At 40.7% G+C, this 17,675-nt stretch carries 17 protein-coding genes; 13 read left to right on the forward strand and 4 right to left on the reverse strand.

Annotation, left to right across the window (positions count from 1 at the left end; all coding sequences use genetic code 11):
* The first annotated feature begins 131 nt into the window (after positions 1-131).
* On the forward strand, positions 132-764 hold the full coding sequence (locus L4F92_RS00540; RefSeq protein WP_250351279.1) for a tellurite resistance TerB family protein: 633 nt from the start codon (positions 132-134) through the stop codon (positions 762-764).
* Between the two features lie 139 nt (positions 765-903).
* Here L4F92_RS00540 and mazG read toward each other — a convergent pair whose 3' ends face one another.
* Entirely contained in the window at positions 904-1,695 is a 792-nt protein-coding gene (gene mazG / locus L4F92_RS00545) for a nucleoside triphosphate pyrophosphohydrolase (protein ID WP_250351280.1), read from the reverse strand.
* Positions 1,696-1,917: 222 nt separating this feature from the next.
* Here mazG and uspA point away from each other — a divergent pair, with 222 nt between their 5' ends.
* The 7 genes from uspA (at position 1,918) to trmL (ending at position 10,042) form a co-directional block, all read left to right on the forward strand.
* Positions 1,918-2,343: a universal stress protein UspA gene (uspA, locus tag L4F92_RS00550; protein WP_250351281.1), complete on the forward strand. Its 426-nt coding sequence runs from the start codon at positions 1,918-1,920 to the stop codon at positions 2,341-2,343.
* Positions 2,344-2,520: 177 nt separating this feature from the next.
* Entirely contained in the window at positions 2,521-5,145 is a 2,625-nt protein-coding gene (gene alaS, locus L4F92_RS00555) for an alanine--tRNA ligase (protein ID WP_250363824.1), read from the forward strand.
* 149 nt (positions 5,146-5,294) lie between these two features.
* Positions 5,295-5,477: a carbon storage regulator CsrA gene (gene csrA / locus L4F92_RS00560; protein ID WP_103854347.1), complete on the forward strand. Its 183-nt coding sequence runs from the start codon at positions 5,295-5,297 to the stop codon at positions 5,475-5,477.
* Positions 5,478-5,499: 22 nt separating this feature from the next.
* The gene (locus tag L4F92_RS00565) at positions 5,500-6,864 is read left to right on the forward strand and encodes a phosphomannomutase CpsG (RefSeq protein ID WP_250363825.1); all 1,365 of its coding nucleotides are present in this window, start codon (positions 5,500-5,502) and stop codon (positions 6,862-6,864) included.
* Positions 6,865-7,003: 139 nt separating this feature from the next.
* Positions 7,004-7,891: a UTP--glucose-1-phosphate uridylyltransferase GalU gene (gene galU, locus L4F92_RS00570; RefSeq protein ID WP_250363826.1), complete on the forward strand. Its 888-nt coding sequence runs from the start codon at positions 7,004-7,006 to the stop codon at positions 7,889-7,891.
* Positions 7,892-8,145: 254 nt separating this feature from the next.
* The gene (gene brnQ / locus L4F92_RS00575; protein ID WP_250363827.1) at positions 8,146-9,447 is read left to right on the forward strand and encodes a branched-chain amino acid transport system II carrier protein; all 1,302 of its coding nucleotides are present in this window, start codon (positions 8,146-8,148) and stop codon (positions 9,445-9,447) included.
* Between the two features lie 115 nt (positions 9,448-9,562).
* On the forward strand, positions 9,563-10,042 hold the full coding sequence (trmL, locus tag L4F92_RS00580; protein ID WP_250364518.1) for a tRNA (uridine(34)/cytosine(34)/5-carboxymethylaminomethyluridine(34)-2'-O)-methyltransferase TrmL: 480 nt from the start codon (positions 9,563-9,565) through the stop codon (positions 10,040-10,042).
* Between the two features lie 47 nt (positions 10,043-10,089).
* Here trmL and nfuA read toward each other — a convergent pair whose 3' ends face one another.
* Positions 10,090-10,674, reverse strand: a complete 585-nt coding sequence (gene nfuA, locus L4F92_RS00585; RefSeq protein ID WP_250363828.1) for a Fe-S biogenesis protein NfuA — start codon at positions 10,672-10,674, stop codon at positions 10,090-10,092.
* A gap of 105 nt (positions 10,675-10,779) precedes the next feature.
* Positions 10,780-11,472: an amidophosphoribosyltransferase gene (locus L4F92_RS00590; protein WP_250364519.1), complete on the reverse strand. Its 693-nt coding sequence runs from the start codon at positions 11,470-11,472 to the stop codon at positions 10,780-10,782.
* 141 nt (positions 11,473-11,613) lie between these two features.
* Here L4F92_RS00590 and L4F92_RS00595 point away from each other — a divergent pair, with 141 nt between their 5' ends.
* Genes L4F92_RS00595 through L4F92_RS00605 form a run of 3 tightly spaced genes read left to right on the forward strand, consistent with a single transcriptional unit; the run spans position 11,614 to position 14,243 of the window.
* Entirely contained in the window at positions 11,614-12,426 is an 813-nt protein-coding gene (locus L4F92_RS00595) for a Cof-type HAD-IIB family hydrolase (protein ID WP_250363829.1), read from the forward strand.
* 12 nt (positions 12,427-12,438) lie between these two features.
* Entirely contained in the window at positions 12,439-13,281 is an 843-nt protein-coding gene (locus L4F92_RS00600; protein WP_250363830.1) for a hypothetical protein, read from the forward strand.
* A gap of 44 nt (positions 13,282-13,325) precedes the next feature.
* Entirely contained in the window at positions 13,326-14,243 is a 918-nt protein-coding gene (locus tag L4F92_RS00605; RefSeq protein ID WP_250363831.1) for a Dyp-type peroxidase, read from the forward strand.
* Between the two features lie 91 nt (positions 14,244-14,334).
* Here L4F92_RS00605 and L4F92_RS00610 read toward each other — a convergent pair whose 3' ends face one another.
* Complete coding sequence (locus L4F92_RS00610; RefSeq protein ID WP_250363832.1) at positions 14,335-15,048, reverse strand: tRNA1(Val) (adenine(37)-N6)-methyltransferase; 714 nt, start codon at positions 15,046-15,048, stop codon at positions 14,335-14,337.
* Positions 15,049-15,129: 81 nt separating this feature from the next.
* On the opposite strand from L4F92_RS00610, the gene srmB reads away from it, so the two are divergent.
* A complete protein-coding gene (gene srmB, locus L4F92_RS00615; RefSeq protein WP_250363833.1) occupies positions 15,130-16,449 on the forward strand; it encodes an ATP-dependent RNA helicase SrmB in 1,320 nt (439 codons plus the stop codon).
* A 170-nt stretch (positions 16,450-16,619) separates the two neighbouring features.
* On the forward strand, positions 16,620-17,675 hold the full coding sequence (locus tag L4F92_RS00620) for a YeeE/YedE family protein (protein WP_250363834.1): 1,056 nt from the start codon (positions 16,620-16,622) through the stop codon (positions 17,673-17,675).

A 17,675-nucleotide genomic window follows, 5' to 3' on the forward strand; every position in this document is an offset into this window, starting at 1 on the left:
CATAATTGCTGGCTTTTTTGTTGATAAAAAATGTTATAAAAATGCACCGCACTTTACTAGGTGGCAAAATAAAATGAACTAATTGCTAAATAAATTGCCATATTAAGGAAATAACTATTGAGGAAGTTCTTATGGATTTTAACCAAATTTTAAATCAAGTATTTAACGTTGCTAAAGATCAACTAGGTAAAACAATGAATGGTAATTCCACCGCTGACAAAATTACTAAAGCGGGCGGCGGTGCTGCAGCAATTGGATTGCTTTCTATGATTTTAGGACGTAATGGTGGGGCAAGTCTGACCAAGTTAGGTTCTCTTGCCGCACTTGGTAGCTTGGCGTATCAGGCTTATCAACAATATCAACAAAAAAATTCGCAAAATTCTACCGCACTTAGCGAAGAAATCTTTGTCGATACCGTAGAAAAGGCGACTTCAGGACAATTAATTTTACAAACAATGATTGCCGCTGCGGCAGCTGATGGTGCTATTACTGATGAGGAAAAACAAGTCATCATTACTGAGGCTGGGAATGATCCCGAGGTGTATCATTGGTTAGAACAACAAATCAGCCAACCGATTTCTATTGCTCAGATCGCTCAACAAGTCGGCAACGATACCGCATTAGCTTCACAAGTCTATTTGGCCGCCCGTGTCGTGTGCGGTGAATTAGATCGTAAAGAAATTATCTTTCTAGCCAATCTTGCCACAGCATTAAATCTTGATGATGCTTTAGTTGAACAATTAGAGAAACAAGCGGGTTTCTAATTGCATCAAAGGTCGCTTTTAAATCAAACGGTGTGTTTAACAACACACCGTTTTTGTTTGTCGTCGGATAGATACAATGAAGAAATCATATTCCCTCTTTTCTCATAGTGTAGAAGAGAGATTGAAGTGCGGTGCTTTTTTAGCAATTTTCTTGTTTTTTCACATCGTCCCACAATAGGTCGAGTTCTGTCAGTGTGCTGCTTTGCAACGATTTACCTTGTTGTTTGACACGCGTTTCTACTTGACGAAAACGGCGTTCAAATTTTTGATTCGCTTTGCGTAAGGCTTCTTCTGGGCAGCAATGCAGATGGCGGCTTAAATTCACCACAGCAAAAAGTAAATCACCAATTTCTTCTTCAATTTTTGCTTGTTCTTGTTGTGGACGAGCAAGTTCAGTTTGTACCTCTTGCAGTTCTTCTTGCACTTTAGCTATAACAGGTTGGATGTTATCCCAATCAAAGCCGACTTTTGCACAGCGTTTCTGTAATTTTTCTGCGCGCATTAAGGCGGGGAAGGATTGGGGAATATTATCCAAAATGGATTGGTAGGCTTTATTTTTATTTTCTTGTGCTTTGATTGTATTCCAATGACGCAGAGCTTCTTGCTCGTTGTGTGCTTTTGCTTCACCGAAAACGTGTGGATGGCGACGCAAAATTTTTTCTGCCACCTCATTGATAACCTCATCAAAGGTGAATAAATTATCTTCTTTGGCAAGTTGGCTGAAAAAGACCACTTGGAGCAATAAATCGCCGAGTTCTTCGCGTAAATTGTCCGTATTTTGTTGTTCGATTGCTTCCACCACTTCATAGCTTTCTTCTAATAAGTGGGGGATCATTGTTTGATAGGTTTGTTCAAGATCCCAAGGACAGCCTCCATTTGGATCACGCAATTTGGCAATGAGTTGTACAAAATCTTGAATAGAATAGTTCATTTTTATCCTTTATGTATCAGGGTTGGCACGCAAGAAATGGGGCGATAATAGCACAATGTTTAGTGGGCTTAAGTAAAATTTTATGGCGAATTGCGATTTTTTTACAAATAAAAATAAATGTTTTTTCTAAAACGTGATCAAGTGCAAATTTTTTTTATTTGACTAGTGCTAGTATTACACCAAAAGAAATTGATTAACCTCTAAGATAATAAGGAGTTAGTTATGTATAAACACATTTTAGTTGCTGTTGATCTTTCTGAAGAAAGTGCATTCTTGGTGGAAAAAGCGGCAGGCGTTGCCAAACGCAATGAGGCGAAGTTATCCATTATCCACGTTGATGTAAACTTCTCTGATCTTTATACGGGGTTAATTGATGTGAATATGTCTTCAATGCAGGATCGTATTTCCACCGAAACCCATCAAGCCTTAGTTCAATTAGCGGAGCAATCTAGCTATCCAGTTTCAGAGAAATTAAGTGGTAGCGGTGATTTAGGGCAGGTTTTAGCGGATGCCATTGATAAATATGATGTGGATTTATTGGTGACAGGTCATCACCAAGATTTTTGGAGTAAATTGATGTCTTCCACTCGCCAAGTGATGAACACAATTAATGTTGATATGTTAGTTGTTCCATTACGCGAAGAATAGCGATTTAGCTGATTTATTCTGATTTGTGATCTGTACTTTGGCGATGAAAAACATCATCGGAAAAAGTGCAGATCCTTTTTATTTTGGGAATTGAAAAAAGTTTTTTCTAAATGTTAAAAATGTGCCAAAATAGCAAGATTCGTAACGAATTTAATGAAGATAAAATAAGGCAATTTAATGAAAACAACCGCAGAAATTAGAAAATCATTTCTTGATTTTTTTCATAGTAAAGGGCATCAAATTGTCCCAAGTAGTTCACTGGTTCCAGAAAATGATCCAACATTATTATTCACCAATGCAGGAATGAACCAATTTAAAGATGTATTTCTTGGTTTAGATAAACGCGCTTATACCCGTGCAACCACCGCTCAACGTTGTGTGCGTGCAGGTGGAAAACATAATGATTTAGAAAATGTGGGTTATACCGCGCGCCATCATACGTTTTTTGAAATGTTAGGTAATTTCAGCTTTGGCGATTATTTCAAACAAGATGCGATCACTTTCGCTTGGGAATATTTAACTTCAAGCGCGTGGTTAGGCTTACCAAAAGAAAAACTTTGGGTAACTGTATATGAAACCGATGATGAAGCCTATGATATTTGGCATAAACAAGTAGGCGTGCCAGCAGAGCGTATTATTCGTATCGGCGATAACAAAGGCGCACCTTATGCTTCGGATAACTTCTGGCAAATGGGTGATACAGGTCCTTGTGGTCCTTGTACAGAAATTTTCTACGATCACGGTGATCACATTTGGGGAGGTCCACCGGGTTCACCAGAAGAAGATGGCGATCGCTATATTGAAATCTGGAATATCGTATTTATGCAGTTTAACCGCCAAGCAGATGGCACGATGGAAAAATTGCCAAAACCGTCAGTGGATACGGGAATGGGGTTAGAGCGTATTACGGCGGTATTACAACACGTTAATTCCAACTATGATATTGATATTTTCAAAGTATTGATTGCCAAAGCGGCAGAATTAACGGGGGAGAAAGATTTAACTAATAAATCCTTGCGTGTCATCGCCGATCACATTCGCTCTTGTGCTTATTTAATTGCAGACGGCGTGTTGCCTTCTAATGAAGGGCGAGGTTATGTGTTACGCCGTATTATTCGCCGAGCAGTGCGCCACGGGCATTTACTTGGTGCGAAAGACGCCTTTTTCTACAAGCTTGTGCCAACTCTTGCAGAAGTAATGGCTGAAGCAGGTAAAGAGATTAAAGAAAATCAAGTACATATCGAAAAAATCTTACGCTTAGAAGAAGAACAATTTGCACGTACCTTAGAGCGTGGCTTAGCGTTATTAGATGAGGCGTTAAGCCAAGTGAAAGATAACGTGCTTTCTGGTGAAGTTGCCTTCAAACTTTATGATACCTTTGGTTTCCCATTGGATCTTACCGCAGATGTGTGCCGTGAACGCAATATCGTGATTGATGAAGCGGGCTTTGAACGTGAAATGGAAGCACAACGCCAACGTGCGCAGTCGGCAAGTCAGTTTGGTATGGATTATAACAACGTTATCCGTGTGGACGGTTCAACGGCGTTTGAAGGTTATAGCGAATCAGAAAGTCTCGCAAAAATCACCGCACTTTTCTGTGAGGGAAAATCCGTAGAACAAATTAGCGCAGGGCAACGTGCGGTAGTCATTTTAGAAAATACGCCATTTTATGCAGAATCTGGCGGTCAAGTGGGGGATACGGGGCGTTTAGAAGGGCAAAATGTCTTATTTAACGTCACAGACACGCAAAAATATGGTCAAGTGTTTGGACATATTGGTGAATTAGCCGAAGGCACGTTAAGTGTTGGACAATCAGTAAATGCCGTGGTGGATGTAGCACGTCGTAAACAAATTTCCTTAAACCACAGTGCCACTCACTTATTACACGCCGCATTACGCCAAGTGTTGGGTAACCACGTTGCACAAAAAGGCTCATTGGTGTCAGACAATTTATTACGCTTTGATTTTGCACAACCTGAAGCCATTTCTAAAGCACAATTGTTTGAAGTGGAAAAATTAGTCAACCAACAAGTGCGTGCGAATCACCCTATTCAAACTGAGATTATGGACCTAGAGGCAGCGAAAGCAAAAGGTGCAATGGCATTATTTGGTGAAAAATACGCCGAACAAGTGCGTGTTTTGACAATGGGTGATTTTTCTATTGAACTTTGTGGCGGAATTCACGCCCAATATACAGGTGAAATTGGGTTATTCAAAATCATCAGTGAAAGTGCAATTGCGGCAGGAATTCGCCGTATTGAAGCCGTAACGGGAGAAACTGCGATTGATTGGCTTCACCAACAGCTTGGTGTGTTAAATCAAAGTGCAGATTTATTGAAATCTGATGTTTCCTCACTGACGGATAAAATTCACCAATTGCAAGATAAAGCGAAAAAAGCGGAAAAAGAATTGCAGCAATTAAAAGAAAAAGCGGCAATGCAAGCTGGATCGGATATTGCAAAAAGTGCGGTGAAAATTAACGGCGTTTCTGTGGTATTACAGCAACTCGACGGTATGGAAACAAAATCACTGCGTGTGATGGTTGATGATTTAAAAAATCAACTCGGTTCTGCCGTGATTGCCTTTGTTTCTGTCTTTGACGGTAAAGTCAATTTAGTTGTTGGTGTAACAGCGGATTTAACTGCAAAAGTAAAAGCGGGTGAGTTAGTTAATCTAATGGCACAACAAGTAGGCGGTAAAGGCGGCGGTCGTCCAGATATGGCAATGGCTGGTGGCTCACAGCCTGAAAATGCAGAGAAAGCCCTTGCTGTTTGTTCTGAATGGCTAAATTCTCACTTATAAAATAAAAATTTTGTGTCGTAGCTCACAACTTTGCATTTCAGTCATCACGTTGTGAGCGTAAGTACGGTAATATTTTGGGGAGATGTACCCTAGGATATAAGGGGTAAATGATCGATAGGGATGTCGAAGAAAGGAAATGAGGAGGTTGTATGCTAATCTTAACCAGAAAAGTTGGCGAAAGCTTACTCATTGGTGATGAGATTTCTATTACGATATTAAGTGTTCGTGGTAATCAGATTAAAGTTGGTGTGAATGCGCCAAAAGAAGTATCTGTCTATCGAGAAGAAATTTACCAACGTATTAGAGAAGCAAAAGATGAGCAATCATCTTAATTAGGAAAAGGAAGTGGATGTTATGGGTAAATTAACTTGTTTTAAAGCGTATGATATTCGTGGTCGTTTAGGCGATGAATTGAATGTGGATATTGTCTATCGCATTGGTCGAGCATTTGGACAGTTTTTAAAGCCTAAAACTATCGTTGTTGGTGGTGATGTGCGTTTAACCAGTAAAGAATTAAAAAGTGCCGTCACAAATGGCTTATTAGATTCTGGTGTGAACGTCATTGATTTGGGTGAAACGGGAACTGAGGAAGTTTACTTCGCCACTTCTTTTCTTAAAGCCGATGGCGGAATTGAAGTTACCGCAAGCCATAATCCAATGGATTATAACGGCTTAAAATTGGTGCGTGAGGGGTCGCGTCCAATTAGTGCGGATACTGGTCTTGCGGATATTCAGCGTTTAGCAGAGGAAAATCATTTTCCACCTGTAGAAAAACGAGGAGAGTATAAGCAACTTTCCGTGTTAGGTGATTACGTTGAGCATTTATTGTCTTATATCAATTTAGATAATTTAAAACCAATGAAATTGGTGATTAACTCAGGAAATGGCGCAGCAGGACACGTTATTGATGCGATTGAAGCGCAATTCCGAGCAAAACGCGTGCCAGTGGAATTTGTGAAAGTTCATAATAATCCAGACGGCACATTCCCAAATGGGATTCCAAACCCCATTTTGCACGAAAATCGTCAAGATACTATTGATGCGGTGCTTGTGCATAATGCAGATATGGGGATTGCTTTTGATGGCGATTTTGACCGTTGTTTCTTATTTGATGAAAAAGGCCATTTTATTGAAGGTTACTACATTGTTGGGTTGCTTGGTCAAGCTTTCTTGCAAAAAAATAAAGGGGCGAAAATCATTTATGATCCACGCCTGATTTGGAATACCATCAAATTAGTGGAAGAAAATGGCGGTGAGGCAGTATTGTCTAAATCTGGCCATTCTTTCATTAAAGAAAAAATGCGTGCTGTTGATGCTATTTATGGTGGGGAAATGAGCGCGCATCACTATTTCCGTGATTTCTTCTATTGCGACAGTGGAATGATCCCTTGGTTACTCGTAATGGAATTAGTTTGTACCACAGGCAAGTCTCTTGGTGAATTAGTGAATGAAAGTATTAATACTTTCCCATCACCGGGCGAAATTAATAGCAAACTGACGGATGCTAAGGCGGCGATTGCCCGTGTACGGGCGGCCTATGAAAAAGACGCCATTTCGGTCAATGAAATTGATGGCATTAGTATTGAATATCCTACTTGGCGTTTCAATTTGCGTACCTCAAACACGGAGCCAGTCGTACGCTTAAACCTTGAAACTCGTGGTGATAAGCAATTAATGACAGAAAAAACCGAAGAAATTCTGGCGTTATTACGTCAATAATATGTAAAAAAGCACCGCCCTTTGGTTTATGGTGTCGCATATCAACGTGGCTATCTGAGATAGCCGCTTTGCTATTTTCACGACAACCCTATTATTAAAGTACGGTTGTTTTTTTAGAAATTTTAGAAAAGGAAAACCAATGAAAGTCATTATTCCTGTTGCAGGTCTTGGTACGCGAATGTTACCTGCGACAAAAGCCATCCCTAAAGAAATGCTGACGTTAGTGGATAAACCCTTGATCCAATATGTAGTGAATGAGTGTGCCGCAGCGGGGATAAAAGAAATTGTCCTAGTTACCCACTCTTCTAAAAATGCGATTGAAAACCACTTTGACACCTCTTTTGAGCTGGAAACAATGCTGGAAAAACGGGTAAAACGCCAGTTATTAGAAGAAGTCCGTTCCATTTGCCCGAAAGATGTTACCATTATGCACGTTCGTCAAGGTAACGCCAAAGGGTTAGGGCACGCCGTATTATGCGCACGTCCAGTGGTAGGGGATGCCCCTTTTGCGGTTGTGTTACCTGATGTGTTATTAAGTGATTTCAGTGCAGATCAACGCAAAGAAAATCTGGCGGCAATGATCAAACGTTTTAAAGAAACCAATGCGAGCCAAATTTTGGTTGAGCCAGTTTCTGAACAGGATATTAGTAGCTATGGTATCGTAGATTGCCAAGGTGTGCAGTTTAACCCGGGTGAAAGTGCAAAGATTAAACGAATCGTAGAAAAACCCGCGGTGGAAGATGCTCCTTCTAATCTAGCTGTGGTGGGGCGTTATGTTTTCTCAGCGAGCATTTGGGATTTATTAGCTAAAACCCCTATTGGTGTAGGTGATGAAATTCAATTAACAGATGCCATCGATATGTTAATTGAAAAAGAAGAGGTTGAAGCCTTTCATCAGACTGGGGGGAATTTCGATTGTGGTGATAAATTAGGCTATATGCAAGCCTTTGTGGAATATGGCGTAAATCACCCTAAACTAGGCAGTGAATTTAGTGCTTATTTGAAGCAATTTGTTAAAACGCTTTGATCGTTTCTATTCAGTAAAGGAATGAGGGTTAAACATCATTCCTTTTTTATTTTTCTTGTATATTTAAATTTTGTCAAAATTTTCCCCTTATTTTTAAGTGATTTTAATATTCTCCACGCGAATTCCTGAGAAATCCCTTCTCTCGCTTGACAATAAAATCATAAAACTCTATAACCTTCCCATTTTCTAGTGGAAAATCATTTTGATTATTCATTAATATAATATTAAATGCTGAGTTTTAAGAGGTTAATAAAATGTTATCTGGAAAAGATGTTGCGATTTTGGGAATGATGATTTTTTCTCTCTTCTTAGGTGCTGGGAATATTATTTTTCCACCAATGGAAGGATATTATGCTGGAAGTCTGTGGTTTTGGGGGGCGTTAGGGTTTCTATTAACAGGCGTACTTATGCCTTTTATTACCTTAATTGTCGTAACCTTAAAAGGCTGTGGGGAAGAACTTTCCCTCGATTTACCTAAGTGGGCTCAGGTGGCGTTCTGGACAATTTTATATTTAGTCATTGGCTCAACCTTTGCAATGCCGAGAGTCACAAATGTTGCTTATGAAATGGCGTGGCAGCCCTTGAATTTATTGTCTGGTGAGTATTCCCATATTATTTTTGTGACGGTATTTAACTTAATCGGAATGAGTTTTATGCTAGGGCGCAGTACAATGATTTCTAGTATTGGTAAATTTATGGCGCCTGCATTACTGGTGCTATTAACCATTGTTGGGTTTGAAGTGGTGAATGCGCCGCTTTCAGATATTGTTGAACCAAGTCAGGCTTATAAAGATCATTCTGCGATTGCAACGGGGTTGATTGGTGGCTATCAAACAATGGACGTGCTTTCCGCAATGGCATTTGGCGGCATTGTCGCACGGGCATTAGCGGTGAAAGGGGTTTCAAATAAACGCGCGATTTTACGTTATACCCTGACGGCGGGCGCTGTCTCAGTGGTGTTATTGAGTTTACTTTACTTATGTCTCTTCTATTTAGGCGCGACGGGTGAACAAGTGGCTCAAACATCAAGTAATGGTGGACAACTGTTTGCGCAATATGTGAATGCGTTATTTGGGCGTGAAGGATCTTGGATTATGAGTGCTATCGTGCTGTTAGCGAACTTGACAACCCTTGTCGGCGTCACCAGTGCTTGTGCGGATTATTTTTCAAAATTCCATCCTCGTTTAAATTACACCTTCTTCGTGGTGCTATTTACCATTTGTACCATTATTATTTCTGAAACAGGATTGAACACGTTATTACGCGTTACTATTCCAGCATTGTTATTAATTTATCCTATCGCCATTATGCTGGTTGTTATGCAGTTATTACGTCATAAGTTAGGCATTACTCGCACAGGGTACAACTTTATTATGGGGATTACTGCCTTATTTAGCGTAACTGATAGCCTAAAAAATATGGAATTATTACCGCACTTTATTCAGAACCTATTAGCGCATATACCGCTCCATCAGGAAGGCCTAACGTGGTTATTGCCAACCTTAGCAATGATGATGCTCTGCACGGTATTTAAAACAAAAAACGTTTCTGCCTAACATAAAGCCCTCCTTGTGAGGGCTTTATATTAAAGTGCGGTGCTTTTTTTATTATTTTGATCTTTCATTATTCAGCGGTAAAATTCGCACACGAAAATTGAACGAGAAAAAAATGATGCTAGATATTGTCTTATATGAGCCAGAAATTCCCCAAAATACAGGAAATATTATTCGCCTATGTGCTAACACGGGATTTCGTTTGCATTTAATTGAGCCACTTGGCTTTACTTGGGACGATAAACGTTTGCGCCGTTCTGGCTTGGATTATCACGAATTTGCCGAAATTAAAAAGCACAAAACCTTTGCGGATTTTCTTGCCACAGAACAGCCTAAACGCTTATTTGCAATGACAACCAAAGGGCGTTTAGCACATAGCCAAGTTTCGTTTCAAGCTGGGGATTATTTAATGTTTGGACCAGAGACCCGTGGTATTCCAATGGCGATTTTAGATGAAATGCCAATGGAACAAAAAATTCGCATTCCAATGACAGAAAATAGCCGCAGTATGAATTTATCTAATTCTGTTGCGGTAGCGGTTTATGAAGCGTGGCGGCAACTCAATTATTCTGGTGCGATCAATTTTGATCTCGAGTGATAACAAAAAGGCACGAAATAATTCGTGCCTTTTTATTTGTTTTACGATTAATAATAAGAATGTTCACCGCGTTGATGCTCGGTTACATCTTTAGCGCCTTTCAATTCATCAGGGAACATACTGACTAATTGTTTTTCAACCCCATCTTTAAGGGTAACATCAACCATTGAACAACCATTACAACCGCCGCCAAATTGTAAAATAGCATAGCCCTCTTCGGTTAAATCAATCAGCGTAATATGCCCACCGTGTCCTGCCAGTTGCGGATTAATTTGGGTTTGAATGACATATTCTACACGCTCAATTAAAGGCGCATCATCTGCGACTTTACGCATTTTCGCATTGGGTGCTTTGAGCGTAAGCTGAGAGCCTAATTCTTCTGTTACATAATCAATTTCAGCGTCTTCCAAAAACGGTAAGCTCACCTCATCAACAAAGGCGGAAAAGGTATCGTATTTCATTTCGGTATCGGTGGCTTCTACACTGTTTGGCGGGCAGTAAGACACCCCACATTCCGCGCTTGGTGTTCCCGGATTAACCACAAAAATACGAATATTCGTGCCTTCTTCTTGTTGATCTAATAAACGGCGAAAATGAGCTTGTGCCGCATCAGAAATCGTAATTTGTTGCATTATTTATTCCTCAGTAATACTTGAGCTAGATAGTCAGGCATCATACCCCTAGATAGATTTTTTTTCCACCTTTTCTTTTATTCGGTATTTTCTATACACAAGATACTACTCGGTGTGGAAAGCCCGCGCTAATCCCCAAACTTGAATATTTTCCACGCCTAATTGACGAAAATGTTGAGCGATTTCATTTAAGGTTGAGCCAGTGGTGATCACATCATCAACCAATGCAATAGAGCGGTAATTGAATGTTTGGTTTTCAAACCTAAAGGCGTGTTTTAAATTTTGTTTACGCGCTTTAGCGTTTAAACCAAGCTGAGGGGGCGTGTGTTTTATGCGTTGAATAAATGATGAATGACAAGGAATAGCTAACCATTTTGCTAAACGCTTGGCGATTAAATCAGCCTGATTATAGCCTCGTTTCCACTGGCGAAAATGGTGCAGTGGCACAGGAAAAATGGCTTCTGGAAAGTGAAGGGAATGTTGTCGCCTTGCCTCATAAACCGCTAATAAAAGCAAGCGTGCTAGGGGATTGTCTAACCAAAAGAGATGGTGGAATTTAAATTGCTGAATTAATTTCGATAAAGGTGGATCATATTTGCTAACCATAACAATTTGATCCCAGCGAGGAGGAGTTGCTGTGCAATGTCCACAATGTTTAACGTAACTTGGCGTTGGCATTCCGCAACAACCACAATAGACGTAACGTTTCATTGCTTTATTGCAAGTTGTGCATATACCCTGTTTCTCTTGCGATAAAACTTGATGGCATAAGACACAACGAAAACCGAAAAAATTCACCAATTTTTCCACCGCACTTCTCTTTTGGTTGAACCCACTATAATTGATTTTTCTAAGAAAAACACTTTTTCTGATCAATTTTCCGATCTTGATCGCAAAAAATGGTAAAATTTGCTCAAAATTTAGTAAAAGAGGATAAAAATGACCGTACCTAACTATCGCAAGCAAATTAAAGCCGTTTTTTTTGATATTGATGAAACCTTATTTGTAAAAAATAAAGTTCATTTTCCAGAAAGTGGCAGACTTGCCATTCAAAAATTGCACGCGAACGGGATTTTAGTCGGCATAGCAACAGGGCGCGCACGTTGCAGTTTTCCCGCTAAAATTAATGAAATGGTGGCGCAAGAAGGGATTCACACTTTCGTCACAACCAACGGACAATTTGCTGTGCATAATGAAGAAGTGATTGAAAAACACCCTATTCCAACAGAAAAAGTGCAACGGCTAGTGAATTTCTTTGATCTTCATCATATTGCCTATGCGTTTGTTTCTAATGATAAAATTCGTGTTTCTGAAATGACGCCAATGTTAAAACACGCCCTTGATCCAATCACCACAGATTATCAAGTGGATAAAACCTATTATCAACAAAATGATGTGTACCAAGTGTTAGCATTTTATGCAGAAGACAAAGATGAACTCGTCGCGCAGGCACATATTTTGGACGATCTCAAAACCGTGCGTTGGCACGAAAATTCTGTCGATATTTTTGATGCGGAAGGCTCAAAAGCGAGAGGAATAGAAGCGATTGCCCGTCATCTTGGCTTTTCGATGGAAAATGTTATGGCATTTGGAGACGGCTTAAATGATCTCGAAATGCTCAGTGCAGTTGGCGTTGGCGTAGCAATGGGAAACGGACACGATACCTTAAAAGCCGTCGCCAATCACGTTACCGATCATATTGAACAAGACGGTATATATAATTTTCTTGTAAAATCTGGTTTGATTGAATAAGAAGGAAAACCAATGCTAAACCTTGATGCACTAAAAACAATGCGTCCCGTTATTATGACGCCAAGCCACGACGGGAAATATTTTCATAATTATGTGATTTCATTACTTAATTTGACAAGCTCAGCAACAAACCTTGGTTTGCACTTACAGATTTCTTTACAGCGTGGCGAAAGTTTAATTACACGAGCAAGAAATAATGCTGTCGCAGAATTTTTAGCGAATAAACAGTGGACACATTTATTTTGGATTGACTCCGATATTGGCTTTTCTGTTGAGGCGGCTTTGCGTTTACTACTTTCGGACTATGATATTGCCGCGGGAGTTTATCCCCTAAAATACGAACAATTTCCAAGTGAAATTCCTGCTGGAATGACAAAGCAAGAATTTGAATCTGCCAGCACAAGATACACGGTAAATACAGGACGTGTAGAAGGCGATAAAGTGCAATTAGAAATTTTACCTGATGGTTTTATGGAAATGGATGAAGCCCCAACAGGATTTATGTGCATAAAACGTGAAGTCTTTGAGAAAATGATCGCGTATTATCCCGAATTACAATATGTGCCAGATAGCATTGGCTATCAAGATTTAGGGCTACATTATCGTTTTTTTGATGTAATGATTGATCCACAGACTCACCGCTATCTTTCTGAAGATTACGGTTTTTGCTATTTATGGCGTAAAATGGGCGGCAAAGTATATATTGATTGCCAGTCTAATCTTACCCACCAAGGGGCAAAATTATATACTGGCGATTTTGCCAATTCACTTATTCATAACTTACCAAATGCAATTGGTGCGCCAGCAGGCAAAATGATGCAAGTGAATGGCTTGCAATATTTAAAAACGGAATAAAAAACAACCGCACTTATTAAAGTGCCTCTAACGAAGGAAATAGTATGGCGACTTTACAAAATGTTCTTGATGAACCAAATAAAAATACCATTTTTATGGTGTGGAATTTTCACGATAATCTCGAGATTAAACCCGCATTCCAACAGCTTTGTGGTTTAGTGGGTAACTTAAATAATACAGCAAAAACACGTTTCCCCGATGCGAAAGCCAGCGTGGTGATGGGCATTGGACACGATGCGTGGCTACGCCTTGATTTACCTAAACCATTACCGAAAGAACTTGCCCCTTTTGAACCAATAAAGGGATCAAAATACACTGCAGTGGCAACGCGTGGTGATTTACATTTTCATATCCGTTGCGATCAGCCAAGTTATTGCTTTGATATTGCACAAAATATCGCAGATGTGTTGCGCGATGTGGCAAAATGTGTGGTCGATATTCAAGGGTTTCGTTATTGGGACGGGCGTAGTATTCTCGGTTTTGTGGACGGCACAGAAAATCCGCACGCTCCAGAAGAACGCATATTATTCGGTACCATCGGTGAAGAAGATCCCACTTACCAAGGCGGTAGTTATTTGTTCGTACAAAAATATGTACACGATATGCAAGCGTGGCGTGCATTACCTGTAAATGAGCAAGAAAAAGTATTTGGTCGTTCTAAAGCCGATGACATTGAAATGGACGATGATAGCAAGCCAAGCAACAGCCACAGCGCATTAGCCAATGTGGGCGATGATCGCAAAGTCATTCGCGACAATATGCCATTCTCCGCAAACGGCGAGGTGGGAACCTATTTTATTGCTTACGCGAATACCTTTACCACAGTACAAGCAATGCTAAACAATATGTTTATTGGTAACCCCGCTGGTAATTATGACCGCTTGCTTGATTTCAGCCGCACCCGCACAGGAACACTTTTCTTCGTCCCAACGTTAGATATGTTAGATGAATTTGCGGAGTAATTTTCATCAAATAACCAAAAGCCACCTAGTGTGGCTTTTTGTTTATTCTTGAAGAGGAATATCATTCTCTAACACCACATTACCATTTTTCTCAAAACTTCAAATAAAACGCCTTCGTCAATTCCACAAAATCAGGGTGATATTGATTATTTTCGTCATAAATAATCAGTTGGGAATGTTGCATTGGCGCGGGGTGTTTGCGGAAAGTGAGCAACAGGCGTTGCGCGGGCTTGCCGATTTTGGTGATCACATCACATTGTTCTGTACAGTAAAGTGCGGTGCTTTTTTGCAAGATTTTTCCTGCGTCATAAGGAAGAATAAATTGGATTTTGCCCTGTTCATTCAAGCATTGTGCTGCGATATTTAGCCAATCATTATGGCTCTGTTCAAGTGTATAACGAGCAAGATTGCGTTGGGGTGTTTTGCAATCTTGTGCAGGGGAAAAATAGGGCGGATTGGCTACGATCAAATCAAAAAGATGTGGGGGATTTTGTGCGAATGTTGCAATATCTGTATGATATAAGGTCATTTTTTTCGCCCAAGGGGAATGCTCAATATTTTCTTTTGCCTGCTCTGCGGTTGCGCGATCACGCTCAACGGCACTAATCTGGCAATGTTGCGCGGTACGTTGGGCTAACATTAAGGCGATCAACCCTGTGCCTGTGCCAAGATCTAACAGCGTCTGAGCCTCTTGGATATCTGCCCAAGCCCCAAGCAAAATGCCGTCTGTCCCGACTTTCATCGCACAACGATGATGATTTACGTGAAATTGTTTAAAGGTAAAGCCCTGATTTTCTTTTGTCATAAACTTCCTAAAAATTGACCGCACTTTAAACGCAAAGTGCGGTATAATTCGCGACAATTTTCCTTAATAGTAACAAGAAATATGAACTTAGCACAATTTGAACAATTGGATCTCGCCCCTGAATTATTAAAAGCCTTAGCCAAAAAAGGCTATCAACGCCCTACTGCCATTCAGTTAGAAAGCATTCCAGCAGCGATGGCGGAACGAGATGTGCTAGGTTCAGCGCCAACTGGCACAGGAAAAACTGCCGCTTTTTTATTACCTGCATTGCAACATTTGCTTGATAATCCACGTCGTAAACCAGGCACGCCAAGGGTGTTGGTTCTCACGCCAACCCGCGAATTAGCGATGCAAGTGGCAGAACAGGCGGAGCAATTGGCACAATTTACCTCTCTTGATATCACTACGATCACCGGTGGCGTAGCTTATCAAAATCACGGTGAGGTGTTTAATGATAATCAAGATTTGGTCGTCGCCACTCCCGGACGTTTATTGCAATATATTCAAGAAGAAAATTTTGATTGCCGTTCCGTAGAAATACTGATTTTTGATGAAGCGGATCGAATGTTGCAAATGGGCTTTGGGCAAGATGCGGAAAAAATTGCAGCGGAAACGCGCTGGCGCAAACAAACTTTACTCTTCTCAGCCACTTTAGAAGGTGAACTATTGAGGGATTTTGCGGGGCGATTACTCAATGATCCCGTACAGATTGATGCCGAACCAAGTCGCCGTGAACGCAAAAAGATTCAACAGTGGTACTATCACGCAGATAGCGATGAACATAAAGTAAAATTGCTTGCCCGTTTTATTGAACAAGAAAAGGTGAGTAAAGGCATTATTTTCGTTCGTCGCCGTGAAACCGTGCGTGAGCTTTCAGATACCTTGCGTAAACGCGGTATTCGTAGCACCTATTTAGAAGGGGAAATGGCGCAAACGCAACGCAATAATGCTATTGATAAACTCAAAAATGGCGTAGTTACCGTGCTAGTTGCCACCGATGTTGCCGCACGCGGTATTGATATTGATGACATCAGCCACGTGATGAATATGGATTTGCCTTACAGCGCAGATACCTATTTGCACCGTATTGGCCGCACCGCTCGAGCAGGTAAAAAAGGCGTCGCCGTGTCTTTTGTTGAAGCCCACGATTATAAGCTACTTGGCAAAATTAAACGTTATACTGAAGAGCTACTCAAACCACGCCTTATTGAAGGGTTAGAACCTCGCACTAAAGCCCCGAAAGATGGTGAAATAAAAAGTGTCAGCAAAAAACAAAAAGCGCGTATCAAACAAAAACGTGCAGAAAAGAAAAAATCGGCACAACAGAAAAAAACCAAACTTCGCCATAAAGATACGAAAAATATTGGCAAACGACGCCAGCCAAGCGGAGGAGAGGGATAGCCCTCTCCTTTATTTTTACTTACTTCCCATTATTTTCTATTCGATACAAAAATTTGCAAACCGATTTCTTATAACTAAAAGAAATATCTCTTCTCAATTAATTATTGGCTAGCCATAAAAAATTTCTCTCATAATACCTGCACTTAATGAAGAAATGAGAGGAGAAGTTTATGCTTTGGACGATTTTTTCGGGAGGAATTCTCGGTGTTATTTTTGGCTTTGTATTGCAGCGTACGCGTTTTTGTATGACGGGTGGTTTTCGTGATATGTACACGGCGAAAAATAACAAAATGTTTTATGCCTTTTTACTGGCGATTTTAATTCAAAGCGTGGGGGTGCTGACGCTTGTAGAGCTAGGTTATGTTTCATCGCCTTACGAAGATTTTTCTTTGCTAGGCACGGTTTTGGGATCTTACTTATTCGGTATTGGCATTGTGCTTGCTAGTGGTTGTGCTACGGGGACGTGGTATCGTGCAGGCGAAGGGTTAATCGGAAGCTGGCTGGCGTTGGCAATGTATATGCTGAGCGCGGCAATGATGAAATATGGCGTGTTGGTAGAGTTTAAAAACAGTGTCACCCGCTATACTAGAATGAATGATAACCTTGCGGCTCAATTGGGGATTTCTGTTTGGTGGTTAGTGGGATTATTGGCGATCGCGGTGGTATTTGGTATCTCGCGCACGCTAAGTAAACGTCCTAAAAATAAAGTGGCAACCTTACCTCAAAAATACCAAGGATTACGCCATTGGCTCTTTGAAAAGCGTTATCACCCCTTTGTTGCTGCGGTAGCAATTGGCATTATTGCGTTGGTCGCTTGGCCAGCGAGTGAAAGCACGGGGCGAGCCGGTGGATTGGGGATCACCACGCCTTCTGCAAACCTGATTCATTTTTTAGTAACGGGTGATGAAAAGCGGTTAAATTGGGGCGTGTTTTTGGTGATAGGTATTTTTATCGGTTCTTATCTTGCTGCAAAAGGAAGCCGTGAGTTTAGATGGCGCTTGCCCGATACTAAAACACTTTATCACGGTGTGCTAGGTGGATTTTCGATGGGCGTTGGTGCATCACTAGCGGGTGGTTGTACTATTGGTAATGGTTTAACAGCGACGGCGGTGATGAGTTCTAAAGGTTGGATCGCCCTTGCTTTCACCATTTTGGGCGTATGGACAATGGCACACATTTTATTTATTCGCCCGCGTAAATTGGCGTTGGTGAACGCTTCAGCATAA

Source organism: Avibacterium sp. 21-595, from assembly GCF_023611905.1.
Classification (GTDB): Bacteria; Pseudomonadota; Gammaproteobacteria; order Enterobacterales; family Pasteurellaceae; genus Avibacterium.